This is a genomic window from Chromobacterium sp. LK11 (assembly GCF_001043705.1).
Taxonomy (GTDB): Bacteria; Pseudomonadota; Gammaproteobacteria; order Burkholderiales; family Chromobacteriaceae; genus Chromobacterium; species Chromobacterium alkanivorans.
The window spans coordinates 1-23,980 of the sequence record NZ_LDUR01000039.1; the positions used below are offsets into that span (position 1 = coordinate 1).

A 23,980-nucleotide genomic window follows, 5' to 3' on the forward strand; every position below is an offset into this window, starting at 1 on the left:
CGTACATTCCGCTTTCTCAGCCGTTTTCGCCTTGTCTCGCTTTTGCTCGCGAGATCGTAAACACGTTCTTAAGAGCGGCCAACAAAACGTCCGACCTTGCGTTGCGCCGCCTTGCCTCAGCCGTGAAACTGATTGTTGTTAGCCGCTCTGAAGAAGAGGTTCACGATCTCGCGACGGGTCATGAATCTTTCCTTCGGCGCCTGCAATCCAAAGGCATAACCGGCCGGCAAAACCAAGCCGTCGGCATCCGCCCCGGATGAAAGAAGAAAGCGCTTACTTGAGCAATATCAAGACAAACGAGGACAGCGACTCTGAGGCAAAAAGCCTTGCCCCTTGTTTTTACAGGAAAAATTAGCGTCACAGGATTGAAACCTAAAACCCTGTGGATAACTTTGTTGATAAAACTGTGCAAATATGCTCTCAAGCCAAGCGCCAAGCCGTTTTGAGCCTGAGTCCGCCCTGGATAAGAAAACAATCAAGTTATTGATTTTATTGATTTTTTTAGAGATATCAAACGCTACGCAAGCCAAGTTGCAACTCGTTTTATCTGAAAATATTTTCCACCCAACGCTGTGGATCACTTGACAACCATGTTTTTTACCGCACCCCAGAACGACGTCATCAGCGTCTCCTCCCTCAACCGCATGGTGCGCGATCTGCTGGAAAGCGGACTGCCGCCGATGTGGATAGGCGGAGAGATCTCCAACCTCACCCTGGCCGCGTCCGGGCACGCCTATTTCTCCTTGAAGGACGGCGGCGCCCAGGTCCGTTGCGTGATGTTCCGCGGCAAGGTGTCGCAACTGCCCTTCCGCCCGGCCGAAGGCATGCAGGTGGAGCTCAAGGGCACCGTCACCCTGTACGAGGCCCGCGGCGACTTCCAGATCAACGTCGATCAGATGCGCTCCGCCGGCCTGGGCCGCCTGTACGAGGCCTTTGAAAAGCTCAAGGCCAAGCTGCAAGCCGAGGGCCTGTTCAATCCCGCGAACAAGCGCCCCTTGCCTGCGCACCCAGCCGCCATCGGCATCGTCACCTCTCCCGCCGCCGCCGCGCTGCGCGACGTGGTCAGCACCCTGCGCCGGCGCATGCCCGGCATCCCGGTGATTCTCTACCCGGCCCAGGTGCAGGGCGAAGGCTCCGCCCAGCAAGTGGCCGACGCCGTCCGCCGCGCCGGCGAACGGCGCGAGGTGGACGTGCTCATCGTCTGCCGCGGCGGCGGCAGCATCGAAGACCTGTGGTCGTTCAACGAGGAAATCGTCGCCCGCGCGGTGGCGGCCAGCCCCATCCCCACCGTCAGCGGCGTCGGCCACGAAACCGACTTCACCATCTGCGACTTCGTCGCCGACAAGCGCGCGCCCACGCCCACCGCCGCCGCGGAACTGGTGTCCCCCAGCCGCGAGCACCTGAACGCTCAGCTGGAAACCGCCAAGCGCGGTCTGGAGCGCGCGCTCGGCCGCCTGCTCACCGACAAGTCGCAGCAACTGGACTATCTGGCGCGCCGGCTGGCCCATCCCGGCGAAAAGCTGCAACGCCAGCGCGAGGCGCTGCAGCGCCAGCAAGAGCGGCTGCAGCACCGGCTGAGCGGCCTGTTCGAACAACGCCGCTGGGCGCTGCAGCTGGCGGACAGCAAACTGCAACGCCGCCGCCCGGACCTGGCCCAAACCGCGCAAACGCTGGACCGGCTGCAAACCCGGCTGCAACGCGCGCGCCAGGACCTGCTCAACCGGCAGACGCAGAAGCTGGACACCCTGGCGGCCACCCTGCTGGCGCTCAATCCGGAAGCGGTGCTGGCCCGCGGCTACGCCATCGTGCAAAAACAGGACGGCACCGCGGTCAAATCCCCGGCTGAACTCCGCGACCGCGAACGCGTCAGCCTGCTGCTGGCCGAAGGCAGCACCGAGGCCGTGATCGACCACCCGCAAGGCGCGCAGCCCAGCTTGTTCTAGCGATAAGATCAGGAATCTATATTGTTCCGTCGCTCCTGCTTATTTTGCCAGCCTCACTACATGGGATATCTAGCCTAACCGCTAATGCACATGCCAAACTTGCCCCTGCTGCGCTTATTCAGATAAGCGGCCTAAAGCTGAGCAGCAACGATTGCACCTTCTCACCATGATCAACCGGTGTGCGCCCATGCAAGGTGCTCACCCCAAAGAAAATAGAGAGCTCACCCGGCTTCAACTGATAGTCCAAACGGCTTTGGTCCGGCCAATACACCACGCTACGGGATGCAAAAGTCCCGCGTTCACACTCATGTCGCAGCCCCAACATTACTGTGATAGCAGTAAAAGCGTTGTCGACATGTGGCGGGCTAGATTGGCCAGCACAATCGTAATAGATATAGCTGGTCATAAAGCTTGGCAACGCAGCACCAGCATATTGTTGCACCAAGGCCAGCATGACATCCGACGCAGCCAATTGCTCTGCTATTGTGATATTGTCCTCACTTATTGGCTGATAGATATACTGCGAAGACTCGCCCAATGTGGCAGGTACAGCCAAGACTCGACAAGCATCAGACTCTTCCTTCAGACTGTCGAGCAAGGCATCCGTCATGAAGTCTGGCCTCCCTCGATAAACAATACCGTACGGTGGCACTCGTTCCGAAAACGGTTGTATCGTTGCTAGCAAACGCAACGGCTCATAAAACCTATTTAACGCTTCTCGCTCTGTTCCAATTTCAAAACCATTAAACAACTCTTTTACACTCAATAAAGACAATGTGTATTTCAAGGCATCAACTTCACCTTCGCTCAGGTCATCCGACAGTCTTCCCAGCCCCCCCATTACTTTTCCCTCCTAATTACCTTCGATTAAAGCCGATGGTTAGTAAGTGAATATCTTCACTCAGATTGATCATAGTGCGGGTGTGAATCGTACTGCTTCCATACATCAACATGACCTCACCCACCTGTAGCTTGTAATATTCGGGAGGTAGGCCCGGTGGAAATAGCACAGTAGATGAAGACTCACCCTCACTCGCCACCTGATGACGCAACATCAACATCATATTTATAGAGAATACCTCAGTATCCACGTGCGGCTTAATACCACCACCTGCAAAATCATAATACAAATAGCTAGCTATTCCGGTAGGTACTACTTTACCTGTGTGACAGGCAACAAAATCCACTATTTCACTGTTTATAGCAAGAGCATCTGCAACGGGTCCTCCACAACTCAAAAAGTGATCAGTTCGATCCAATTTCTGATACTTGCGATCTAATGCTTCTGCTTGTAATTTCATTAAAAGTGTGGCATTCATCCACTGAGGCCTACCATAATAGGCCACACCATTGATAGGAATCTCTTCATGAAATGGAGTCAAGTAACGAATAATACTGGCCACTTGAAAAAAAGAATCTTCCTCCTCAAGCCCGTGAAGTGACAAGTTATTAGCTTCATCAAAATACTCACTAATTTTTTCACATATCAAGGACTTGAAAATCGATCGTTCTTCAGGAGACAACTGATCAGTGAACGCACAGACAGAAACTGGCCTCAAACTTTCTGACATATCTCCTCCTTAATATAACAAATCGAAAAAAGCTCAATCTCAACACAAGAGATTGAGCTTTAATTCACAAGAATTAAGGAATTACCCCATCATTGCTGATGAGCCTGCTGAGGCTTCAAATACACTGCAGCATTCCCCATGTCAGTATTACTTTCGCGAGACAGTGTCGACTCTGCTACTATCTGCAATTTTTCAAACAACCTTCCCTCATCACCCTGTGTTCCCTGTTGGGCCTTCAGCTTGTCCAACAAAGAGGCCATTGCAGCAGCTTTTTCCGACTCAAACCTTTTGAGAGCCTCAATTGTTTGCTGCTTCGCATCAACAGGAAGGGTCGAATCAACACTGAGTGCGCTGGCCGGAGCCATCACAGGGATAGACGCCGTCAACATCACACCAAGACCACTGGCCAACTTCTTCTTACCATATTTTTTCATCATACTTCTCCTTTAAATTAAACAAGAAATCAACTCATGAATATCACCTTTCTCCCTCCATTTCTTGCATTAAAAATACCCAACAGGACGCGATGAAAAACTATCGAGAACAGCATCCCAAAGCGAATCAGCACACTTCACCATGCAAGCAGAATCACTACGATGTTGCAATTCCATGGGCAATTTTATAAAGCCAAACTGCTGGTAAAACTCGAAATCTATCTCTGCATACAACATAAAGATATCAGCCTGACCACTAACAACATATCCTTCCATCACCTGCTCAAGCACAAAACTAGCCAATCCTCTCCCACGTACGGCCTGCGCTGTCGCCAATGACCCTACTCCAATCACAGATCTATCTGCTAAGGGTGGTAACACATAGCTGATCACAGCACTCACCAACTCACCAGAGGCGATCTCAGCAACGTGCCATACCCCTTTTTTGTATTTAGGCGACTGCCTACATGCTTGGAGATACTGATCAATGGACATACCATCTTGCCAAGCATCCAAACCTAATAAATAAATGGCCTCCATGTCCTCTTGCCTTGCCACCCGAAATTTTCGGCCACCCCGCACAACAGAAGACAACGCTTGCGGTTGGCTCAATAAATCGATCACCATAAATGCCTCTACATGAGCAGCCATAATTAACGATAAAACACTTGCAGAGTGTTTATTCGCATGACAAACAAGTCAACAAACAACGCACTTACCATATGAAAACCTCATTAAAATGCTGTATAAATGTCGACCACTCCGCTCAGGCTAGGTAGCTAGCTTTATCACAACGAAAAAGCCTAACGGCTTGGAAGCCATAATGTCGCCAGTACACAAATGGGAAATCACCGTCGCCGCCGGCGGCTACTATCCCGACCTCGCCCATAATTTCTTCGGCAACGACATCGACCTGGGCTACGAAAACGACCACATCGGCATGCAGTTCTACGCCTATTCGCGCCATATCGACGAGCTGGACGACCCCGAGCACGTTTCCCAACGTCTCTACAGCCTGCAGCTGCTGCTCAACGGCGCCTTGCGCGCCGCCGCCGGCAGCGTCAGCAGCATGCCGGTCCAGTTTCTGGGCTTCAGCGCTTACGAAAACGGCTGCAGCTATCCCATCAGCGCCCACCGGATCGAAGAAGAACCGTTCAGCCGCACCCCCAGGATCGACCAGATCCACACCCGCTACGAGAATCCTCGCCAACGCTACCCGTCCTATCTGCTCTACCTGGCCAAGCACGACCCCTGTCTGCGCGATCTGCTGTTCCTGCTGGGGCTGATCTCCACCAACACTACGCTGGAAAAAGTGCTGGCCTGGAGCACGCTGTACAAGATACTGGACAGCGTCAAACACTACGCCAAGGACATCGACGCCGGCATCGACGCCTTCGCCAACCCGGAGCAGCTCAGCCTGTTCACCGCCGCCTGCAACAACACCAGCATCCTGGGCATCTACGCCCGTCACGGCGCGTCGGAGAACCCGCCGCCCAAGCGCGCGCTCACCGATATCGACGACGCCAGCGCGCTGATCGCGGGCATGACCGCCCGCTTCTGCCGCAGCTACGTCGCCGCCAAATATTCCTGAGCCGCGCCCGCGGCCGCAGGTGCGCGACGACGCCGATCTCCATGAGGATATTGCTTACCAGATCCACCTGAACGACGTGTCGGTCAGCGCTTACATCCCGCCCAATGAACCACTGTCTGTTCCGCTGATTGAAAACGGCAAGGGCATCGCCACCTTCGCCGGCCTGCTGCCCGGCGGCACATGGTCGGTGGCCGTGGCTGGCGGCGAGCGGCCTAACCCGCTGCAAGAAGGCATGACCGTCACCATCGCCGGCATCAATGTCGCCACCGGCAAGCCCTTCCACATTCCAGCGGTTTTCGAGACCAAGGAAACCGGCGAGCCCGCCGAATTCGTGGAGTGGCGCGTGCTGCGGGAACTATAAGCGGAACGGCCGGCTGTCCGCCGGCCGCCATTGACGTCTCCTTGCGGACGACAGCTCAAGCTGCCGTCCGCAACGGTTGCTGAAGCGCTTATTTGACTTGCAGCAGATCCGCCAGATGCACGTCCACGCCGCCGGCCGCGCCCGCCGCGTTGACGTGATCGAAATAATCGTACCAACCGCTGGCGCGGATGCCGGCCAGCATCGCCTCACAGGCCTCGTGATTAGGCAGGCTCCAAACGCCCAGGAAACGATAGGGCGCCGCCTGGTCGGCGTCGGCCGCGATCTGGCTCAAGGTCAGCAATTGAATGCCCAGGCCGGGCAGCGCCTCGATATTGGTTTTGACCTGGTCCAGAAAATCGGTGCGGTGCAGAAAACTCAAGGCCAGCCAAGCCGGTTTCGGGCTGTACAATTCCACCAGATAATGCGCCATAGAAAATCTCCGTGAGTGTGAATGGCCGAAGCCGCGACCTATTGATTAAGCCGCGCGTCGCCGCGCCTGTCATTGCATCTTATTGCCAGCTGAAAAACTTTGATGTTATAAAAAGCATCCGCCCGCTCCCATTGAAGTTTCGATGAGCGGCGCTCAGCCACCGCGGCCATGGCCGCGTCAGCCAATTCTCCCAACAAGAAGCATTCCGCGCGCCCTTCCCTGCCTGGCAGCAGCCGGGCGCCAGCGGCATTGCCACCGCAGGACAAAGATTCATCATGCAGTGTAGACACGCCCTATTGCTGTCGCTGGCCGCCTTGAGCGCAAGCCTGGCGGCGGCGCCCCTGCCTTCTTACGACTTCGCATTGAAAGACCCGTGGGACGCGCGCGCCAAGCCGTCGATGAAACAGACGGACAAAAAGAACAAGCCGCTCAAATTCAAAAGCGCGGTGCAGTTGAAGGAACTGGACGCCGGGCCGGACTTTTCGGTCAAAGCGGAGCTGAACTCGCCCAGTTTGCTGGAGCGGACGCAAAGAGAGCGGATGCAGCATTGCGTCGGCGCCAACCCGCCGCCGGGCTGCCCTGGCTTCAACCCGTTGCCGCGCGGCTTCGGCCGAAGCGACTGCGCGCAGCATGCGCCGTCGCCGGCGCATCCGCTCAGCGGCCCCACCCGGCCGCAGGCCGGCGATTACTCGCTGCGCGGCAGCTGGCTGCCGCGTTGAGTCGCAAAAAAAACCCGCTCCTTGCGAGCGGGTTTTTCATTGCCGGCGGGCAACTCAGCGGGCGTTCTGCGCCAGCCGCGCCACTTCCTCGGCGCTGCGCTTGTTGTAGCCCAGCAGATAGTAGGCCACCACCAGGAAGGCCAGCCAGCCCGGGCCGACGATCAAGGCGATGCGGGTGTCCGGGAAGTAAGCCATCAGCCCCACCACCAGGATCAAGAAACCCATGGCGATGTAGGAACCGTAAGGCCAGAACGGCATTTTGTAGGCCAGCTCCGCCAGCTGCTCGCGGCTCAGGGTGCGGCGGAAGCGCAGTTGGGCCAGCAGAATGATCACCCAGGTCCAGATCGCGCCGAAGGTGGAGATCGCCGTCAGCCAGGTGAACACTTCCTTGGGCGCCAGATAGTTGAGCAGCACGCCCACCAGCAGCGCGAACACCGACATCAGCAAGGCGAACACCGGCACGCCATGGCGCGACACTTTGGCGAACACCGGCAGCGCCTGCTGTTGCTGAGCCAGGTTGTACAGCATGCGGCCGGTGCTGAAGATGCCGCTGTTGCACGAGGACAGCGCGGCGGTGAGCACCACGAAGTTGATGATGCCGGCGGCTGCCGGGATGCCCAGCTGCTCGAAAGTCAGCACGAAGGGGCTGCCGCGGGTGCCCAGCTCGTTCCACGGGTAAATGGCCAGGATCACGAACAGCGCGCCGATGTAGAAGATCAGGATGCGCCAGAACACCGAATCCACCGCGCGGGCCAGCGCTTTCTTCGGGTTCTTGGCTTCGCCGGCGGTCAGGCCCAGCATTTCCACGCCCAGATAGGCGAACATCACCATTTGCAGCGACATCAGCACGCCGCTGAAGCCGTTGGGCATGAAGCCGCCGTGGCTCCACAGATTGGAGATGCCGGTGGCCACGCCGCCGTGGCCCAGGCCGAACACGATCATGCCCAGGCCGCCGATGATCATCAGCACGATGGTGACGATCTTGATCAGCGCGAACCAGAACTCGAATTCGCCGTAAGCCTTGACCGCGATGAAGTTGACCCCGCCCATGGCCACCAGCGCGGCCAGCGCCCAGTACCAGGCCGGCACGTCCGGGAACCAGATGCCCATGTAGACGCCGACGGCGGTGATTTCCGCCATGCAGGTGACCAGCCACAGGAACCAGTAGTTCCAGCCGGTCAGATAGCCGGCCAAGGGGCCGAGGTAATCCAGCGCGTAGCGGCTGAAGGAACCGGCCACCGGATTGTGGATGGCCATTTCGCCCAGCGCGCGCATGATCAGGAAGATGGCGAAGCCGCCCAGCGCGTAGGCCAGCATGATGGCGGGTCCGGCCATCTTGATGGCGGTGGCCGATCCCAGAAACAGGCCGACGCCGATGGTGGCGCCCAAGGCCATGAGGTTGATATGCCGCTCTTCCAGTCCCCGATGCAGGGTGTCCTGAGCAGGTTGCATAGTTGCTCCTTTAACTGTCTTTGTATTGCGTAAGGGATGTGGCCTTGACGCCTTAGAGCCTGTTTAAAGTCTCGCGAGCAAGCGCGAGACAAGGCGAGAACGGCGGAGAAAGCGGAGTGCGCATAACGCACATGGCCTTTCCAAGCAGTACTCACCGTGTGACGTCCCACGAAGCACAGCAGACTTTGAACAGGTTCTCGCGGCGCCGCCGCCGGTGTTATGGCTTGGGATTGTCGTTATGGCCCATAACACATGGGGCAGGAGATTACCTCAAGACCCTTGTCATGTCATGTTTAAGAATATAGATACGCGCAAAAGGCATAAATGCGGCGCTTTATGCCGGCGGCGCCGCCCCCGCGCCGGACAGACGCCGTCCGGCCGCTTCCGCCGGGCTTAAGCGCCGCCACACAAGGACCCGGCCCAAGCCGACAGGTGCTATCAATAAAGCGTTGAATCGGTTTCTCGAGCCGGGAGCATGCACCCATGCGGCACCACAGCATCAGCCTGAAGCTCAACCTGGCCTTCATGCTCATCATGTCCGCCCTGCTGGCGGCCTTCGGCGCGCTGGACTACTGGCGCACCCAACAGGAACTGCGCCAGGCGCTGGACAGCGAAATCGCCGCGATCGGCGCGCGGCTGGCGGCCAATCTGGCCGGCCCGATGTGGAATTTCGACAGCGCCCAGGGCTTGCGAGTGCTGGAGGCGGAAATGGGCAAGCGCGCGCTGCGCGGCGTTTTCGTCCGCGACGCCAACGGCGCGCCCTTCGCCGGCTACCGCCGCGAGGCCGACGGCTCGCTGCTGCGCGGCGGCGCGCCGGCTCAGGACGCGGACATGACCCGCGAGCGCGCCGTGGTCTTTCACGACGGCTCGGCCGCGCGCACCGTGGGCAAGCTGAGCCTGCAAGTGTCCACGGAAGAAATCCGCGAGAAGCTGCGCGCGGTGCTGTGGCGGGTGACGGCGGAAATCCTGCTGCTGGATCTGCTCACCGTCCTGGTGCTGTCCCTGCTGGTGCGCCGCCTGCTGCACCAACCCATCCGCGAGGTCAGCCAGGCGCTGCACGCCATCGCCGACGGCGATCTGACCGCGCCGCCGCGCTACGCCAGCCAGGACGAGCTGGGCGACCTGGCCGAATCCACGCGCCGGCTGGTGGCCAAGCTGGCCGGCATTCTGGCGCACATCGACGCCTTCTCCTCGGACTTGGCCAACGCCGCGCGCCAGATCAGCCAGGCGGTGGACACGCTGAGCCAGCAAGCGTCCGAACAGGCCAACAACATCGACAAGAACAGCGCCAGCCTGGAGCAGATTTCCGCCTTCGTGTGGAAGAACCGGGACGACGCCCGCACCACGGACCAGATGGCCAGCGACAGCAGCAGGCACGCGGCGGCCGGCGGCCAAGCGGTGGACGAAACCATAGCCGCGATGTGGGACATCGCCAACAAGGTGCTGATCATCGACGACATCGCCTATCAGACCAATCTGCTGGCGCTGAACGCGGCGATCGAGGCCGCGCGCGCCGGCGAGCACGGCCGCGGCTTCGCGGTGGTGGCCGGCGAAGTGCGCAAGCTGGCGGCGCGCAGCCAGCTGGCGGCCAAGGAAATCAGCCAGCTGACGCAAAGCAGCGTGCGCCGCGCCGAACACGCCGGCGAACTGTTCAACCAGATGCTGCCGTCGATACAGAGCACCGCCAGCTTCGTGCAGGAAATCAACCAGTCCTCCAACCAGCAGGCGCTGCGAGTGGAGCGGATCAATCAGGGCGTCAGCGAAATCAGCCGCTCGATGCAGGCCAACGCCGCGGCGTCGGAGCAACTGACCGCCACCGCGCGCGGCATGAGCGAGCAGGCGGTGGAGCTGGCGCAGACCATAGGCTATTTCAAATACTGAGCCGACCGCCGCGCCGTGAAAAAACCGCCGGGCTGACGCGCGGCGGTTTGACGGACGGCGGCGGGGCTCACACCGCCTTGAGCTTGCCCTTGGCCGGACGCGCCTCGGGCTTGGCTTCGGCGCCCGGTTCGCGTTCCCAGCTCTCCTTGTAGGCGCGGCCGTAATAGCTGTCCAGCAGCAGCTGCTTCAGTTCGCTGATCAGCGGATAGCGCGGGTTGGCGCCGGTGCACTGATCGTCGAAAGCGGCTTCCGCCAGCAGGTCCACCTTGGCCAGGAAGTCCGCCTCGGCCACGCCGGCGGCCTGGATGGACGCCGGAATGTCCAGCGTGCGCTTGAGCTCGTCCACCCATTCGATCAGCTTCTCCACCCGCTCGTGGTCGCGGCTGGCCTCCAGGCCCAGGTGGCGGGCGATTTCGGCGTAGCGCGCCACGCTCTTGGGCCGGTCGTACTGGCTGAAGGCGGTCTGCTTGGTCGGCACGTCGGCGGCGTTGTAACGGATCACATTGCTGATCAACAAGGCGTTGGCCAGGCCGTGGGCCAGGCCGAACTCCGCGCCTATCTTGTGCGCCATCGAATGGCAGACGCCGAGGAAGGCGTTGGCGAAGGCGATGCCGGCGATGGTGGCGGCGTTGTGCACCTGCTCGCGCGCCTTGGGATCGCCGGCGCCGTTGCGGTAGGCGGACGGCAGGTAATCCTTGAGCAGCTTCAGGGCTTGCAAGGCCTGCGGGTCCGAATACTCGTTGGCCATCACCGAGGCATAGGCCTCCAACGCGTGGGTCACCGCGTCGATGCCGCCGAAGGCGGTCAGCGACTTGGGCATGTTCATCACCAGATTGGCGTCGACGATGGCCATGTTCGGCGTCAGCTCGTAGTCGGCGATCGGGTATTTGACCCCGGTGTTCTCGTCGGTGACCACGGCGAACGGCGTCACTTCCGAACCGGTGCCGGAGGTGGTGGGCACCGCCACCAGCTCCGCCTTGCGTCCCAGTTTCGGGAACTGGTAGATCCGCTTGCGGATGTCCATGAAGCGCAGTGCCAGGTCTTCGAAATGCACTTCCGGGTGTTCGTACATCACCCAGATGATCTTGGCCGCGTCCATGGGCGAACCGCCGCCCAGGGCCATGATCACGTCCGGCTTGAAGGCGTGGGCCAGGTCCGCGCCCTTGCGCACCACCGCCAGCGTCGGATCGGCCGGCACCTCGAAGAACACCTCCACCTCCAGGCCCATTTTCTTCAGCAGGCGGATAGGCTCGTCGACGAAGCCGTTGTCGAACAGATACTGGCCGGTGACGATCAGGCAGCGGCGTTTGCCGGACAGGTCTTCCAAGGCCACCGGCAGGCAGCCGCGGCGGAAGTAAATCGATTTGGGCAGCTTATGCCACAGCATGTTCTCGGCCCTCTTGGCCACGGTCTTCTTGTTGATCAGGTGTTTGGGGCCGACGTTCTCCGAGATAGAGTTGCCGCCCCAGGAGCCGCAGCCCAGGGTCAGCGACGGCGCCAGGCTGAAGTTGTAGAGGTCGCCGATGCCGCCTTGCGAGGACGGCGTGTTGATCAGGATGCGCGCGGTCTTCATCTTGTCGCCGAAGTAGCGGATGCGCTCGCCCTGCAAGTCCTGATCGGTGTACAGCGCCGAGGTGTGGCCGATGCCGCCCATCGCCACCAGCGCGGCGGCCTTGTCGCAGGCGTCGATGAAGTCGCTGGCGCGGTACATCGCCAGCGTCGGCGACAGTTTTTCATGGGCGAAGGCTTCGGCGGCGGACAGGTCGCTGACCTCGCCGATCAGCACCTTGGTGGCCGGCGGCGCTTCGATGCCGGCCATCGCGGCGATCTTGGCCGCGCTCTGGCCGACGATGGCGGCGTTGAGGCTGCCGTCCTGCAGAATCACCTTGCGCACCGCTTCCGCTTCGCGCTTGGACAGGATGCAGCCGCCGTGCTTGGCGAAACGCTCGCGCACCGCCTCGTAGATTTCGTCGACGATGATGACGGACTGCTCCGACGCGCAGACCACGCCGTTGTCGAAGGTCTTGGACATCAGGATGGAGGCGACGGCGCGCTTGATGTCGGCGGTCTCGTCTATCACCGCCGGGGTGTTGCCGGCGCCGACGCCGATGGCCGGCTTGCCGGAGGAATAAGCCGCCCGCACCATGCCCGGCCCGCCGGTGGCCAGGATCAGATTGAGGTCAGGGTGATGCATCAGCTGATTGGACAACGCCACCGAAGGCTCGTCTATCCAGCCTATGATGTCCGGCGGCGCGCCGGCCGCCACCGCCGCCTGCAGCACCAGCCGCGCCGCCTCGCAAGTGGAACGCTTGGCGCGCGGGTGCGGCGAGAAAATGATGCCGTTGCGCGTCTTCAGCGAGATCAGCGCCTTGAAGATGGCGGTGGAAGTGGGGTTGGTGGTGGGCACGATGCCGCAGATCAGGCCTATCGGCTCGGCGATGGTGATGGTGCCGAAGGTGTCGTCCTCGGCCAGCACGCCGCAGGTCTTGTCGTCCTTGTACTTGTTGTAGATGTATTCGGAGGCGAAGTGGTTCTTGATCACCTTGTCCTCCAACACGCCCATGCCGGTTTCCGCCACCGCCATCTTGGCCAGCGGTATCCGCGCGTCCGCGGCGGCCAGCGCCGCCGAGCGGAAGATGTGGTCCACCTGCTCCTGGCTGAAGCCGGCAAACGCGGCCTGCGCTTTTTTCACCCGCGCCACCAGCGCGTCCAGTTCCAATTCATTGCCTACGGTCATTTCAAGTCTCCCAAACAGTTAAACCTGTCGCGGCGAGAGAATGACTTATTAGTGACATTTTACTTTCATTTATGAAAATAAAATCGAGACAATATTATTGTCCATTCACCACGCATTCTCATCGCTACAAAACTTTTTTGTAGCAAGCGCATTACATCAATACGCTTTCAACGCAGAAAAACCCTGTCGCCCGCAAACGCGAAACCATAGCGGCGGCATCGATAAGTCCATGCTAAGCGAAAAAACGATATTCGTTTTTGCGCATTGCCAAACAAATACGGATTAAGCGGAGAAAAAAAGTCCGAACCGGAATCGTGAAGAAAAAAGAGCGCGCCTCGGCTGTAGCGGCGACGCTACCGCGCCGACGCCGCGCAAATAGAATGGCCGCCTGACGGCGGCCATGGGGAAGCGAAAAGCGGCGCGCCGCTATTTCATGAAACTGTATTTGAAGAACTGGCCGGCGCGGCTCATTTCGCGGATCTTGGCCGGATCGGTCTCGCCGTTCAGATTGGTGATCACCAGCTTGCCGTAGCCTTGCTTCAGATCGTTGCGGAAGTCGTAGAACGCGCCCAGCACCGCCAGCTTGCCGGCCTCCACTTCGCCGGCGTAGGTCATGATCGCGGTTTCCACCTGGTTGTTGACGTTCAGCAGCGCGCCGTTGGTGGGGTCTATGCCCTTGGGAATGTCTATGGTGGCCAGCTCTTTGCGTATCGCCGGCTCCAAAGCGCCGTAGTCGCCGGAGGCGGCCTTGATCGCGCCGCAGGCGGCATGGCCGATGATGATCAGCAAGGGGGTGTGCAAATGCCTCACCCCGTACTCCACCGAGCCCTCGGCGGTGGCCAGTTGATTGCCGATGTCGCGCACCATGAACAGATCGTTGACCGCGTCGGCGTGGAAGGCGTTGGTCTGCACCCGGGAGTCCGAGCAGGTCACCACGGTGGCGCGCGGGCTCTGATGCTCGGCGAATCGCTCGAAATAGGCCTTGTCGTGCGACTTCATATAGCGGGCGTTGGCTTCGACGATGGCGTCCACCACGCCGCGCACTTGCTGGGCTTCGGAGGCGAGATGCGCGCCAGCGTGCGCGTCGCCATGCTCGGCCGGAGCCGCCTTGCGCTTGGGCTTGGCCACGCGGCGCTTTTTCACCGGCGCATGCACTTCCGGGCTGGGCTCGCTCAAATTCTTGGCCGCCGGCGGCGGCGCCATCTTCACCGCCGGCTCCAATTTCTCCGGCGGCTTGGTTTCGGCGTGTTTGGCTTCAGCGGGCTTGGCCTCGGCCGGCTTGGCTTCCGCGTGTTTCGCCTCGGGCTTGGCTTCCGCCTTGGCGGCGGGCTTGGCCTCGGTCTTGTGTTCCGCCGCCGGCGCGGCCGGCTTGGCCGGCTCCGCCTTATGGGCGTCGGGCGCCGCCGGCTTCAACTTCAACGGCAGCTTGATCACCGTCTTGGGCTGAGAGCCCTCAGCCGGCGCCGCCTCTTCCGCCCAAGCCTGGGCCGTCAACAACAGCAGACAAAGCGCCAGTCGGCGCTTGCGTCCAAGCATCCCCATTTACAGCTCCTTATTGTCATCTTGGCCGTCATTATATTTATGCAATATCGGCCATGTTTGATAAAACTGAAAGTCGATATTAATAGACCGGCAATTAACACAAATCAATGACAATAAGTTAAAACTTCAGCACAAACCATGCTAACGGCACTGACCGCTCAGCTGCTCTGTATCCAATACTCGACGATGCGCCCATCCGCCACCCGGTAGCAGGCGCTGCCGATCTGGCGCAAAGGCGCGCCGCTGGGCGGACGGCCGTCGCGGCCGGCCAGATCGCGCCCCGTCTGGGTCCAGCGCGCGTACGCCTTGTCCCCGTCCACCAGCAACTCGTCCACCCGCAGCTCGAAGACGCCGTAGTCGCGCAAAAACTCGCGCACATGCGCGGCGTAATCGGCCGGGCTGCGTTCCAGCGTATGCGGCGACTCCGCCACCAATTGATGCGCCAGCACCTTAGGCGCCAGATAATCGCCCGCCGCGTCCGGATTGCGTCCGGAGCGCACTTCATTCAAAAAGCCGGTCACCACCGCTCGCGTATCCTTCATCCCAAACTCCTCTGCCTGCCCACCGTTTTCAATGAAACATCCGCTTGATCCGCCCGCATTCGCTCGGCTCCGCGCACAAGCGCCCTCCGGTGCCCGCCGCGGCGCGCGCCCGCTCCAGCGCCTCGCTTTCATCCCGCAGCGCGCGCCGCGCGTGGGCTTGCATGCCCTGCCACCACCAGCGGCCCAGCCGCCCCCAGAACCAGCTCCATCCCCTCCAGGCTCCCGATGCCATGATGCGCTCCAATTGTTCTGCTATTGATCACGCAAGCATGCTAATCTACATGCCTAAACAATAAAATCCGTGAAATACCCACACACTGTTCTGAAATGAAAACAAACCACCCTCCCTCTCCGGACGCGTTGCTGGCCTTCGACGCGCTGGCCCGCCACGGCAGCTTCACCGCGGCCGCCGACGCGCTAGGCTGCGCCAAAAGCCGCGTCAGCCAATTGGTCAAGCAGCTGGAACTGGAGCTGGGCGCGGTGCTGGTGCTGCGCAACACCCGACGCGTGGCGCTGACCGAGGCCGGCCAACGGCTGGCCGTGCACGCGCGCCAGCTGCGCGAGATGCTGGACCGGGTGCGCGGCGACGTGGGCAATGTGCAGGATTGCGTGGAAGGGCCGCTGGTGATCAGCTCCGCGTCCGCCTTCGCCCAGTTCCTGCTAGTGCCCATCCTGTCCGAACTGTCCAACCAGTACCCGGGCCTGGAAATGCAGCTTCAAGTGGAGAACCGCTTGCAGGACCCGGTGGCGGAAGGGCTGGACTTCTGCGTGCGCACGCGCAATGTCTACGACGACGGACTGGTGGCCAAGCCGCTGGGCTTCATGCGCGAAACCGTCTACGCCTCGCCCGGCTACCTGGCGCAGGCCCCCAGGCTGGAACACCCGGAAGACTTGTGCCTGCACCGCGTGCTGTACGACTCCAGCAAGGCGCCCAGCGAGGCGGTGGAATGGGCGCTGGAGAAAGACGGCGTCTACGTGCGCATGCCGGTGCGGCCGGTGCTCAGCTGCAATCAGTATTCGCCGCTGGTTTCCGGCGCGGTGGCCGGCTGCGGCCTGGCGCTGCTGCCCCACTACGTGGCCAGCAGCTTTCTCGCCACCGGCCAGCTGGTGCCGGTGCTGCCCGGCTGGAGCCACGACTGCTGGCCTGCCTTCCTGGTCTATCCTTACCGCCATCCGCTGCCGCGCAAGAACGAAGTCTTCGTTCAGCACGTGGTGCCGCGGCTGCGCGCGCTGCTGGCGGCGGAACCGCAAACGGCTTGATCCAGGCCAAGACGCGTGGCCCCGCCCCTGGGCTATGCTGGCGCGCGACCCGGCGCTCGGCGAAAAGCGCGGGCAAACGATTGGAAAGGGATTTATGCAATACAGCGATATTCTCATCGTCGGCGGCGGTATGGTGGGCTCGGCGCTGGCCGCCGCGCTGTCCGGCCACGGCCTGAGCATTGCGGTGCTGGAGCAGACGCCGCCCGCCCCGTTCGACGCGGCCCAGCCGCCGGATCTGCGGGTTTCGGCGATCAGCCCCGCCTCGGCCCGCTTTCTGGCCGGCATCGGCGCCTGGGACGCGGTGCTGGGCATGCGCGCGGCGCCCTATCTGCGCATGCAGGTGTGGGAGGGAGAGGAAGCCGACGGCACGCTGTTCACCGCCGAGGAGGCCGGCGAAGCGGCGCTCGGTCATATCGTGGAGAACCGGGTGGTGCAACTGGCCGCCACCCAGGCGCTGCAACGCAAGCCGGACATCGACTACCTGGCGCCGGCCGCGATCCGCCGCATCGTCTACCAGCCCCTGGCCTCGCGCGTGGAACTGGAAGACGGCCGCCAATTGAGCGCCCGCCTGCTGGTCGCCGCCGACGGCGCGCGCTCCTCGGTGCGCGACGCCGCCGGCATCGGCGTCACCAGCTGGGATTACCCCATGCACGCGCTGGTGGCTTGCTGCGAGCAGGAGCAAACTCAGCAGGACATCACCTGGCAGCGCTTCACTCCCACCGGCCCGCAAGCCTTCTTGCCGCTGACGGGGCAATACGGCTCCTTGGTCTGGTATCACCGCCCGCCGGAAGTCCAGCGCCTGCTGGCGCTGGACGAGGCGGAGCTGGCCGCGGCCTTTCACGCCGCCTTCCCGCGCAAGCTGGGCAATATCCGCCGCATCGTCGCCAAGGGCAGCTTCGCGCTGACCCGCCGCCACGCGCAGCGCTACGTCAAGGACGGCGTGGCCCTGGTGGGCGACGCCGCCCACACCATCCACCCGCTGGCCGGCCAGGGCGTGAACCTGGGCTTCCAGGACGCGGCCAAGCTGGCGGAAGTGATTCTGGAAGCCGCGGCCCAGGGCAGGGATTTCGCCGCCGTCGACGCGCTGCTGCGCTACCAGCGCGCGCGCAAGCCGGCCAATCTGGCGATGCAGACCGCGATGGACGCCTTCTGCTACGGCTTCGGCAACGACATCGCCCCGCTGCGGCTGGCGCGCAAGCTGGGGATGCGTCTGGCCAATCACGCCGGCCCGCTGAAGCGCGAAGCGATACGCTACGCGCTGGGGCTGAAAGGCGGCTGAGTCCGGCCGCTCTCCTCTGTCGGCGGCGGCGTCATGCTTTGGCGGCTATGCTGAAGGGTTCCGACCCCATCCGCGCCGGCGCCGCCTTCACGACGGGCCGGCCATCGCTCAAGGAGGCTGCCCGATGAAACGTCTGAGCTTGCTGGCCGTGCTGGTTTGCGCGCTCGCTTCGCTGTCCGCGCCCGCGTGGACCTTCTCCCCTGTCCACGGCCCGCTGTTCAGCCAGGCCGGCGGCGGCGGCGGCGGCTCTGGCGGCGGCGGACATGATGGCGGCGGCGGCGGTTCCGGCGGCGGCGGACATGAAGGCGGCGGAAGCGGTTCCGCCGGAGGAGGACCTGGAGGCGGCCCGCAAGGCGGCGGCCATGCCCCGGGCGGCCCGCAACACGGCGCGGAGCCGGGCAAGGCGCCCTCCGGCGCGCCCCATGGCGAACCGCCGGGAGAGCGCCGCGCGGCGCCGGGCGCCGACGACGCGCCCGCGCAGAATCAAGGCCAAAGCGGCGGCTCGCAATAAGCCGGCGGACAGCACGAGGCCGCGCCCTGGGGCGCGGCCTCGTTCACGGTCTCGAGACGACGGCTAAGGCCCGCTCAGACCGCCTCCACATTGTTGTGCACCTCGCTGTCGCGCAACACCACCTGCGCCCACACCGCCGCGTCCATATAGTACTGGTTGACCAGCTCGACTTCGAAATCCAGCACCTTGGCCAGCGCCTCGATCTGTTCGCTGTCGCCCTGTTCGCAAGCCAGCGCCATCGCCAGGAAGGGCGCGAACATGCCGCGGTGTTCCACCACCGCCTCGCGCACCGGCGTGGCCAGCTCCAGCGGGTCCAGCACGTCGGGGAAAGGCGTGCCCAGCAAAACGTCCAGCATAGAGAACATGCCGGTCAGGAAAAGATGCTCGGCCTCCACCCGGTTGCCGCGGTAACTGCCCATCCGTTCCAGCAGGCGGGCGCGGATCAGCGATTTTTCCAGCAGCGACACCGCGGTGCCGTCGTCCTTGCGCGCGGTGAACAGCAGCATGGACAACCACTTGAACAAGGTTTCCCGACCCAGCAGCAGCAAGGTTTCCTCTATGGTCTGCACCTTGCGCGACAGGCCGTGCACCGGCGAATTCATGAAACGCAGCAGCTTGAACAACAGCACCGAGTCCAGCTTGAACTGGGTCTCGATCTCGGCGGCCTCGGCGTTGGCGCGCAACATGCGCATGATTTGCAGCACCCGGGTCTGGCTGGCGTCCACCTTGCCGCCCTCCAGCGCGCGCACGGTGGCGATGAAAGGACCGTGGAACAAGGCGAAGCGATTGTGTCCCGGCCCGCGCAGACAGACGTCCAGATCCTCGGCGGTGCCGACGTTGCGCGCCATCCAGCGCACGGTGGGATAGCGCTTGGGCAATTGATCCAGGATGGGCTCCAGCACCTTGGCCGACGGCGCGTCGAAGTCCAGGATCATGAAGTCCATGCGGCTGAACAAGTCGTTCTGCAGATGGGCCGGCAGGCTGCCCGGATCGTAGGCGGCCGGCTCCAGCGCGAAGCGCATCGCTTTTTGCTTGAGCGCGTCCAGCTGCCGGATCATCTCCTCGGACACCGTGCCGGTCTGCGACGGCTCCAGCACGAAGATCACGCTGCTGGCCGGCATATTCGACAGCATGGGCTCGTCCAGGGTGTCGATGGAGATGTGGACAAAGGCGCGGCGGAAGGCCAGCAGGCGGAAAATGTCCATATTCTGCAGCGTGCTGAGCATCAGCCTGTCGAATTCCTGCTGCTTGCCGGCGGCGATATTGCGCTTGCCCTGGCGCACGAAGAAATCGTAAGCCACCACCCTTTGCAGCCTGTCCATCACCGGCTGATGCGAGACGAAGCCCAGGGTGGGCGGCAAATCCAGCGGCGGCGCGTTCTCCAGCTGCCGGCTGGCCGGCGAGTCGTGCGCCAGCTCGGTGAACGGCGCGGGCACGACCTGTTCGTCGCTGGAGGAGTCCGAAGATTTCTTCATACGGCCGGTCAGGCCGCTGATCAGATTTTTCAGCATGTTCCATCCTACCGGATATGCCGGCGTCGTCCCGGCTTACGGTTTACAGTCTAGCCGATTCGGCCGGCAATTCTGGGAGTATCTACCGAAACATCGCCGCATTGCGCTCGATGGCGCAAGGCGTGGTCGATCAACACCAGCGCCAGCATCGCCTCGGCGATAGGCGTGGCGCGGATGCCGACGCAGGGATCGTGGCGGCCGTGGGTTTCCATCGTCAGCGGCTGGCCCTGCTTGTCGATGGAACGGCGCGGCTGGGCGATGGAGGATGTCGGCTTGATGGCGATGGACACTTCGATGTCCTGGCCGGTGGAAATGCCGCCCAGCACGCCGCCGGCGTGATTGCTGGCGAAGCCCTGCGGCGTCAGTTCGTCGCCGTGCTCGCTGCCGCGCTGGGTCACGCAGCCGAAGCCGGCGCCGATTTCCACGCCCTTGACCGCGTTGATGCTCATCATCGCGTGGGCGATGTCGGCGTCCAGCCGGTCGAACACCGGCTCGCCCCAGCCCACCGGCACGTTCTCGGCCACCACCCGCAGCCGCGCGCCGATGGAGTCCAGGCTCTTGCGCACGCTGTCCATATAGCTTTCCAGCTGCGGCACCACCTCGGGGTCGGCGGCGAAGAAGGGATTGCCGGACACGTGCTCCCAGCCCTTGAACGGGATGGCGACTTCGCCGATCTGGCTCATGTGGCCGCGGATGACGATGCCATAGCGTTCGCTCAGCCATTTCTTGGCGATGGCGCCGGCGGCCACCCGCACCGCGGTTTCGCGGGCGGAGGAACGGCCGCCGCCGCGCGGGTCGCGGATGCCGTATTTGTGCCAATAGCAGTAATCGGCGTGGCCGGGACGGAAGGTGTCGGCGATATTGCCGTAGTCCTTGCTGCGCTGATCGGTGTTGCGGATCAGCAGCGCGATCGGCGTGCCGGTGGTCTTGCCCTCGTACACGCCGGACAGGATTTCAACGCTGTCCGGCTCGCGGCGCTGCGTCACGTGGCGGCTGGTGCCTGGCTTGCGCCGGTCCAGCTCCGCCTGGATGTCGGCTTCGCAGATCTCCAGCCCCGGCGGGCAGCCGTCCACCACGCAGCCGATGGCCGGGCCGTGGCTTTCGCCGAAGGAAGTCACCGTGAACAACAACCCCATGGTATTGCCTGACATCTTCACTGTCCTTTGTATGCGGAATCCTTGGCGAAGATTCTAGCACGACCCGTCGGACTACCAGCCGGCCGCCGTCGCCATCCGGCGGCGAAACCAGCCGGTGATGGACAAACGCTGCCGGCCGGCCGGCAACACCTCGTGCCAGAAGCGGTCGGACAGGAACAGCGCCAGGGTGCCGGCCTCCGGCCTGACGTCGACATGGCGTTCGCCGTCCTCGTCCAGGTACAGGCGCATCTCGCCGCCGGCGTCCGCCGGCCAGTCGTCGTTCAGATAGAGCACCGCGGTCAGCGCGCGCGCGTCGTCGTCGCGGAAGCGGTCCAGGTGTTTTTTATAGAATGCGCCCTGCGGATACACGGCGAAATGGGACTCCAAATCCTCCAGGCCCATGTAAAAGGCCTGATTGACCGCCTGACGGACGGCGTCCAGCTTGGAGAAATACAAGGACGCGGCGGAATCCGCCTGCTCCGGCTCCAGCCACAGCACCGAGTCGGAACGGATTTCGCTGCGGCGGTTCTGCTGCGCGGCGCGCCCGACGGCGGCCTCGTGGAATTTGCCCTGCTGCCAGTTGGCCAGGCATTCCTCGCGCAGCAGGCGGATCTCTTCGACGGAGAACAGGCTGCGGTCCACGACCCAGCCCTGTTCGGCAAGGTTGTCGATAACGGGCCCCAGCAAATAGGGCGAAACTTCAAAGTCTTGTGTCATGGTTCATTCTCCCAGCCGCGATTTCTACCACAGCCGCGCGTCCAGGAGAATGCGGTTTATCAGTAATTTTCGACGACTTCCTCATGCCGCCCATGCAGCCATGCCAATACCAGCGGGAAATGGTCCCGGATGGCATCCGGGTGGGTCAATAATGACACATGGTTGTAGTCGTGCAGGTGGCCGGCGCTCCGGGACAGCAGATGCAGCCGCGACAGATGCGGGCCGGATTCGTCGCGAAACCGGCGCACGTCCTCAGGGTGGCCGCGGCAGGGATCGTTGCCGGCGGCAAAGTACAAGGCCGGCGGCAAGCGCGCGCGGCTGGCGGCTGCGCCGTAGTCGAAGCCGTCGTCGCTGTCCACCCACGGCTTGGGCTGCGCCCACAGCTTGCTTTGCAGATGGCTCTTGTCGCTTTCGTCGTCCGCGCCCAGCCGGATGCGCCGCGCCGGCAGATAGCCGAACAGGCGGATCAACGCCCGCGAGGCGATATTCCACATGAAGTCCACTTCCACCAGCTTGTTCAGATTGCTCACCCGCACGCTGCGCTTGCTGCCGAAATAGACCAGGCCGGCCACTTGCTGCGCCAGCTCCGGAAAACGGATCAGACAGCTGGACATGTGCACGCCGCCCCAGGAATGGGCCATCCAGTGCAGGGGCGCGCCGCCCTTGAGTTCGCGGATGTGGCGGTGCAGCGCCGGCAGGTCCTCGCAGATGGTCTCGGTCTGCCCGTGGCGCGAGGCGCGGCTGATCTTGGGCAGGCTGCGGCCGCGTCCGCGCAGGTCGGCGACGAACACATCGCAGCCGGCCTCGGCCAGGTAATGGGCCAAGCCTCGGCCGGAATCGCTGTAGAAAGTGCGGCCGTTGGCCATCACCCCGTGCAGCAGCAACACCGGCGGGCCGTCCTCTCGGCAATAAATGCGTTTCAGATACAGCTGCTCGTCGCCCACCGCGACAAAGCGGTCCTGCTGGCGCTTTTCCATGCGTTCTCCTCGTATCGGCGTCTGCTTCGTCGTCTGCGCGACAATTCAAACAAGCGCTTGATCATGACAAAAAAGCCGCCAAAGAGAAAGCCCGCCCCGCCGCAGAACCGGTTCACGATCCCGCGAGACCTTGAACAGGCTCTCAGACCTTCAAGGCCGAAGCCCGCCAACCGCCGCCGCTGCGCGCCTGCCGCAAGGCCTCGCCGCGCAGCGCCAGCCACCAGGCCAGCGCGCACAAGCCCGCCATCGCCGCGAACAAGGCCCCGCCGGACGCGCGGGCCAGCACCCAGCCGGCCAACATAGGCCCCAGCGCCCCGCCCAGGCTGGCCAGGTTCTGCGCGCCGTAGTAGACGCCCTTGCAGTCCTCCGGCGCAATCGCGTCTATGTACAGATATTCGGCCGGCACCAGCACGATCTCGCCCACGGTGAACACCAGCATCGCCGCGCACATGCCCCACAGCCCGCCGGGCGCCCAGCCCAAGCCCAAGACGCCCAGCCCCAGCAATAGAAAGCCGGCGCCGATGGCCTTCATCAAGCCGGCCTGGCCGATACGCCGGCCCAGCGGGTATTGCAGCAAGATCACGCCGACCGCGTTGCAGCTGATCAACGCCGACATCCAGCGCAGCACCTCCGCCTCCGGCAGCGACTGCATCAGATACAGCGGCAGATAGCTGGAAAAGCGCGCGTACACCAGATTGGCCAAGGCGCAGCTAAGGGTGAACAACACCAACACCCGGTCTTGCCGCAAACGGCCGAGCGTCGCCAGAAAACCCGGCGCCGGCGCGCCGGTCTCGCGGCGCGGGGCGTCGGCGCCGCGCGGCGTCGCCAGGCCACCGGCAACGGCCAAGGCGATCGCGCACCAGAACGGCCAATCGCCGTCCCAGGCCAGCAGCAGGCTGCACAACAGCGGTCCCAGCGCCCAGCCGACATTGGCCAGGGTGTAGCGCAGCGAGAAGACCTTGCCGCGCCGCTCCGGCGGCAGCAGGTCGCTGATCATGGCCTTGATCGCGATGCCGTGCACCGCCTGGCCGATCTCGCTGAGCGCCAAGGCCAGCGCGCTCCACCACAGCTGCTGGCTCAGCGGCAGCACCAGGTAGTTCAGCGCGATCAGCGCCGAAGCCCCCAGCAGCACCGGCCGTCGCGGCCAATGATCCAGCAAGTGCCCGCCGTACAGGCCCACCAACGCGGACAGCAGCAAGACCCCGCCCAGCAACAGGCCGGTCTGCTCGCCGTTCAAGCTCAGCTGCCGTCCCAGGGTCAGCACCAGCAAGGGCGCGATCACCGCCCGGCTCATCGTCAACAAGCAGGAACCGGCCAACAGCCAGCGCACCTGGATTTCTTTTTCGCGCATCGCTCCAACGCCTATGCAAACAGGGAATGTCCCCA

Annotated in this window: 24 protein-coding genes; 9 read left to right on the top strand and 15 right to left on the bottom strand. The window is 62.6% G+C overall.

What is annotated here, in order from left to right; translation table 11 throughout:
- Together VK98_RS24280 and xseA are read left to right on the top strand one after the other, a co-directional pair.
- Nucleotides 1-260, top strand: a 260-nt coding sequence (locus VK98_RS24280; RefSeq protein ID WP_231589327.1) for a hypothetical protein, incomplete at its 5' end; no start/stop codon positions are given.
- Nucleotides 261-590: 330 nt separating this feature from the next.
- Nucleotides 591-1,943, top strand: coding sequence for an exodeoxyribonuclease VII large subunit (xseA, locus tag VK98_RS19340; protein ID WP_048415609.1), 1,353 nt, complete (start codon nucleotides 591-593; stop codon nucleotides 1,941-1,943).
- Nucleotides 1,944-2,061: 118 nt separating this feature from the next.
- On the opposite strand, the gene VK98_RS19345 is transcribed toward xseA, so the two are convergent.
- The 4 genes from VK98_RS19345 to VK98_RS23905 form a co-directional block, all read right to left on the bottom strand.
- Nucleotides 2,062-2,784: a hypothetical protein gene (locus VK98_RS19345; RefSeq protein ID WP_156187968.1), complete on the bottom strand. Its 723-nt coding sequence runs from the start codon at nucleotides 2,782-2,784 to the stop codon at nucleotides 2,062-2,064.
- Nucleotides 2,785-2,800: 16 nt separating this feature from the next.
- Nucleotides 2,801-3,514, bottom strand: a complete 714-nt coding sequence (locus VK98_RS23900) for a hypothetical protein (protein WP_156187970.1) — start codon at nucleotides 3,512-3,514, stop codon at nucleotides 2,801-2,803.
- A gap of 89 nt (nucleotides 3,515-3,603) precedes the next feature.
- Nucleotides 3,604-3,951 carry a hypothetical protein gene (locus VK98_RS19350; RefSeq protein ID WP_048415611.1) on the bottom strand — a complete coding sequence of 116 codons (348 nt, stop codon included), beginning with the start codon at nucleotides 3,949-3,951 and terminating at the stop codon, nucleotides 3,604-3,606.
- Nucleotides 3,952-4,017: 66 nt separating this feature from the next.
- Nucleotides 4,018-4,575, bottom strand: a complete 558-nt coding sequence (locus VK98_RS23905; RefSeq protein ID WP_156187973.1) for a GNAT family N-acetyltransferase — start codon at nucleotides 4,573-4,575, stop codon at nucleotides 4,018-4,020.
- Nucleotides 4,576-4,771: 196 nt separating this feature from the next.
- On the opposite strand from VK98_RS23905, the gene VK98_RS19355 reads away from it, so the two are divergent.
- Both VK98_RS19355 and VK98_RS19360 read left to right on the top strand, forming a co-directional pair.
- Nucleotides 4,772-5,539, top strand: coding sequence for a hypothetical protein (locus tag VK98_RS19355; RefSeq protein WP_048415612.1), 768 nt, complete (start codon nucleotides 4,772-4,774; stop codon nucleotides 5,537-5,539).
- Nucleotides 5,540-5,558: 19 nt separating this feature from the next.
- A complete protein-coding gene (locus tag VK98_RS19360) occupies nucleotides 5,559-5,900 on the top strand; it encodes a hypothetical protein (RefSeq protein ID WP_048415613.1) in 342 nt (113 codons plus the stop codon).
- Nucleotides 5,901-5,988: 88 nt separating this feature from the next.
- Here the strand turns inward: VK98_RS19360 and VK98_RS19365 are convergent, their stop codons facing one another.
- The gene (locus VK98_RS19365; protein WP_048415614.1) at nucleotides 5,989-6,330 is read right to left on the bottom strand and encodes a DUF6616 family protein; all 342 of its coding nucleotides are present in this window, start codon (nucleotides 6,328-6,330) and stop codon (nucleotides 5,989-5,991) included.
- Nucleotides 6,331-6,605: 275 nt separating this feature from the next.
- On the opposite strand from VK98_RS19365, the gene VK98_RS19370 reads away from it, so the two are divergent.
- Nucleotides 6,606-7,049, top strand: a complete 444-nt coding sequence (locus VK98_RS19370) for a hypothetical protein (RefSeq protein WP_156187975.1) — start codon at nucleotides 6,606-6,608, stop codon at nucleotides 7,047-7,049.
- A gap of 54 nt (nucleotides 7,050-7,103) precedes the next feature.
- Here VK98_RS19370 and VK98_RS19375 read toward each other — a convergent pair whose 3' ends face one another.
- On the bottom strand, nucleotides 7,104-8,501 hold the full coding sequence (locus tag VK98_RS19375; RefSeq protein ID WP_048415616.1) for an amino acid permease: 1,398 nt from the start codon (nucleotides 8,499-8,501) through the stop codon (nucleotides 7,104-7,106).
- Nucleotides 8,502-8,984: 483 nt separating this feature from the next.
- Between VK98_RS19375 and VK98_RS19380 the strand changes: the two genes are divergently transcribed.
- The gene (locus tag VK98_RS19380; RefSeq protein WP_053077493.1) at nucleotides 8,985-10,382 is read left to right on the top strand and encodes a methyl-accepting chemotaxis protein; all 1,398 of its coding nucleotides are present in this window, start codon (nucleotides 8,985-8,987) and stop codon (nucleotides 10,380-10,382) included.
- Between the two features lie 67 nt (nucleotides 10,383-10,449).
- Here the strand turns inward: VK98_RS19380 and adhE are convergent, their stop codons facing one another.
- The 4 genes from adhE to VK98_RS19400 form a co-directional block, all read right to left on the bottom strand.
- Nucleotides 10,450-13,119 (bottom strand): bifunctional acetaldehyde-CoA/alcohol dehydrogenase, encoded by a 2,670-nt coding sequence (adhE, locus tag VK98_RS19385; RefSeq protein WP_048415617.1) that lies wholly within the window; start codon nucleotides 13,117-13,119, stop codon nucleotides 10,450-10,452.
- A gap of 426 nt (nucleotides 13,120-13,545) precedes the next feature.
- Nucleotides 13,546-14,661 (bottom strand): carbonic anhydrase, encoded by a 1,116-nt coding sequence (locus VK98_RS19390; protein WP_231589328.1) that lies wholly within the window; start codon nucleotides 14,659-14,661, stop codon nucleotides 13,546-13,548.
- 158 nt (nucleotides 14,662-14,819) lie between these two features.
- Nucleotides 14,820-15,203: an ester cyclase gene (locus VK98_RS19395; protein ID WP_048415618.1), complete on the bottom strand. Its 384-nt coding sequence runs from the start codon at nucleotides 15,201-15,203 to the stop codon at nucleotides 14,820-14,822.
- A 28-nt stretch (nucleotides 15,204-15,231) separates the two neighbouring features.
- Complete coding sequence (locus VK98_RS19400; protein WP_156187977.1) at nucleotides 15,232-15,435, bottom strand: hypothetical protein; 204 nt, start codon at nucleotides 15,433-15,435, stop codon at nucleotides 15,232-15,234.
- A gap of 95 nt (nucleotides 15,436-15,530) precedes the next feature.
- On the opposite strand from VK98_RS19400, the gene VK98_RS19405 reads away from it, so the two are divergent.
- The 3 genes from VK98_RS19405 to VK98_RS23915 all read left to right on the top strand — a co-directional run bounded on the left by VK98_RS19405 (nucleotide 15,531) and on the right by VK98_RS23915 (nucleotide 18,253).
- The gene (locus VK98_RS19405) at nucleotides 15,531-16,463 is read left to right on the top strand and encodes a LysR family transcriptional regulator (protein WP_048415620.1); all 933 of its coding nucleotides are present in this window, start codon (nucleotides 15,531-15,533) and stop codon (nucleotides 16,461-16,463) included.
- Nucleotides 16,464-16,557: 94 nt separating this feature from the next.
- Nucleotides 16,558-17,742 carry an FAD-dependent monooxygenase gene (locus tag VK98_RS19410; protein WP_048415621.1) on the top strand — a complete coding sequence of 395 codons (1,185 nt, stop codon included), beginning with the start codon at nucleotides 16,558-16,560 and terminating at the stop codon, nucleotides 17,740-17,742.
- Nucleotides 17,743-17,866: 124 nt separating this feature from the next.
- Complete coding sequence (locus VK98_RS23915; RefSeq protein WP_053077494.1) at nucleotides 17,867-18,253, top strand: hypothetical protein; 387 nt, start codon at nucleotides 17,867-17,869, stop codon at nucleotides 18,251-18,253.
- A gap of 74 nt (nucleotides 18,254-18,327) precedes the next feature.
- On the opposite strand, the gene VK98_RS19420 is transcribed toward VK98_RS23915, so the two are convergent.
- The 5 genes from VK98_RS19420 to VK98_RS19440 all read right to left on the bottom strand — a co-directional run bounded on the left by VK98_RS19420 (nucleotide 18,328) and on the right by VK98_RS19440 (nucleotide 23,945).
- Nucleotides 18,328-19,764, bottom strand: coding sequence for an EAL and HDOD domain-containing protein (locus VK98_RS19420; RefSeq protein WP_048415622.1), 1,437 nt, complete (start codon nucleotides 19,762-19,764; stop codon nucleotides 18,328-18,330).
- 50 nt (nucleotides 19,765-19,814) lie between these two features.
- The gene (gene aroC / locus VK98_RS19425; RefSeq protein ID WP_048415623.1) at nucleotides 19,815-20,915 is read right to left on the bottom strand and encodes a chorismate synthase; all 1,101 of its coding nucleotides are present in this window, start codon (nucleotides 20,913-20,915) and stop codon (nucleotides 19,815-19,817) included.
- 57 nt (nucleotides 20,916-20,972) lie between these two features.
- Nucleotides 20,973-21,617: a 2OG-Fe(II) oxygenase gene (locus VK98_RS19430; RefSeq protein ID WP_048415624.1), complete on the bottom strand. Its 645-nt coding sequence runs from the start codon at nucleotides 21,615-21,617 to the stop codon at nucleotides 20,973-20,975.
- A gap of 59 nt (nucleotides 21,618-21,676) precedes the next feature.
- Nucleotides 21,677-22,594, bottom strand: coding sequence for an alpha/beta fold hydrolase (locus tag VK98_RS19435; protein WP_048415625.1), 918 nt, complete (start codon nucleotides 22,592-22,594; stop codon nucleotides 21,677-21,679).
- Between the two features lie 142 nt (nucleotides 22,595-22,736).
- Complete coding sequence (locus VK98_RS19440) at nucleotides 22,737-23,945, bottom strand: MFS transporter (protein ID WP_048415626.1); 1,209 nt, start codon at nucleotides 23,943-23,945, stop codon at nucleotides 22,737-22,739.
- Between the last annotated feature and the right edge of the window lie 35 nt (nucleotides 23,946-23,980).

What these genes read in the sequence shown, in the direction of transcription:
- xseA (WP_048415609.1), top strand. Translation starts at nt 591, where the DNA reads ATGTTTTTTACCGCACCCCAGAACGACGTCATCAGCGTCTCCTCCCTC.
- VK98_RS19345 (WP_156187968.1), bottom strand. Translation starts at nt 2,784, where the DNA reads ATGGGGGGGCTGGGAAGACTGTCGGATGACCTGAGCGAAGGTGAAGTT.
- VK98_RS23900 (WP_156187970.1), bottom strand. Translation starts at nt 3,514, where the DNA reads ATGTCAGAAAGTTTGAGGCCAGTTTCTGTCTGTGCGTTCACTGATCAG.
- VK98_RS19350 (WP_048415611.1), bottom strand. Translation starts at nt 3,951, where the DNA reads ATGATGAAAAAATATGGTAAGAAGAAGTTGGCCAGTGGTCTTGGTGTG.
- VK98_RS23905 (WP_156187973.1), bottom strand. Translation starts at nt 4,575, where the DNA reads ATGGTGATCGATTTATTGAGCCAACCGCAAGCGTTGTCTTCTGTTGTG.
- VK98_RS19355 (WP_048415612.1), top strand. Translation starts at nt 4,772, where the DNA reads ATGTCGCCAGTACACAAATGGGAAATCACCGTCGCCGCCGGCGGCTAC.
- VK98_RS19365 (WP_048415614.1), bottom strand. Translation starts at nt 6,330, where the DNA reads ATGGCGCATTATCTGGTGGAATTGTACAGCCCGAAACCGGCTTGGCTG.
- VK98_RS19370 (WP_156187975.1), top strand. Translation starts at nt 6,606, where the DNA reads ATGCAGTGTAGACACGCCCTATTGCTGTCGCTGGCCGCCTTGAGCGCA.
- VK98_RS19375 (WP_048415616.1), bottom strand. Translation starts at nt 8,501, where the DNA reads ATGCAACCTGCTCAGGACACCCTGCATCGGGGACTGGAAGAGCGGCAT.
- VK98_RS19380 (WP_053077493.1), top strand. Translation starts at nt 8,985, where the DNA reads ATGCGGCACCACAGCATCAGCCTGAAGCTCAACCTGGCCTTCATGCTC.
- adhE (WP_048415617.1), bottom strand. Translation starts at nt 13,119, where the DNA reads ATGACCGTAGGCAATGAATTGGAACTGGACGCGCTGGTGGCGCGGGTG.
- VK98_RS19390 (WP_231589328.1), bottom strand. Translation starts at nt 14,661, where the DNA reads ATGGGGATGCTTGGACGCAAGCGCCGACTGGCGCTTTGTCTGCTGTTG.
- VK98_RS19395 (WP_048415618.1), bottom strand. Translation starts at nt 15,203, where the DNA reads ATGAAGGATACGCGAGCGGTGGTGACCGGCTTTTTGAATGAAGTGCGC.
- VK98_RS19400 (WP_156187977.1), bottom strand. Translation starts at nt 15,435, where the DNA reads ATGGCATCGGGAGCCTGGAGGGGATGGAGCTGGTTCTGGGGGCGGCTG.
- VK98_RS19405 (WP_048415620.1), top strand. Translation starts at nt 15,531, where the DNA reads ATGAAAACAAACCACCCTCCCTCTCCGGACGCGTTGCTGGCCTTCGAC.
- VK98_RS19410 (WP_048415621.1), top strand. Translation starts at nt 16,558, where the DNA reads ATGCAATACAGCGATATTCTCATCGTCGGCGGCGGTATGGTGGGCTCG.
- VK98_RS23915 (WP_053077494.1), top strand. Translation starts at nt 17,867, where the DNA reads ATGAAACGTCTGAGCTTGCTGGCCGTGCTGGTTTGCGCGCTCGCTTCG.
- VK98_RS19420 (WP_048415622.1), bottom strand. Translation starts at nt 19,764, where the DNA reads ATGCTGAAAAATCTGATCAGCGGCCTGACCGGCCGTATGAAGAAATCT.
- aroC (WP_048415623.1), bottom strand. Translation starts at nt 20,915, where the DNA reads ATGTCAGGCAATACCATGGGGTTGTTGTTCACGGTGACTTCCTTCGGC.
- VK98_RS19430 (WP_048415624.1), bottom strand. Translation starts at nt 21,617, where the DNA reads ATGACACAAGACTTTGAAGTTTCGCCCTATTTGCTGGGGCCCGTTATC.
- VK98_RS19435 (WP_048415625.1), bottom strand. Translation starts at nt 22,594, where the DNA reads ATGGAAAAGCGCCAGCAGGACCGCTTTGTCGCGGTGGGCGACGAGCAG.
- VK98_RS19440 (WP_048415626.1), bottom strand. Translation starts at nt 23,945, where the DNA reads ATGCGCGAAAAAGAAATCCAGGTGCGCTGGCTGTTGGCCGGTTCCTGC.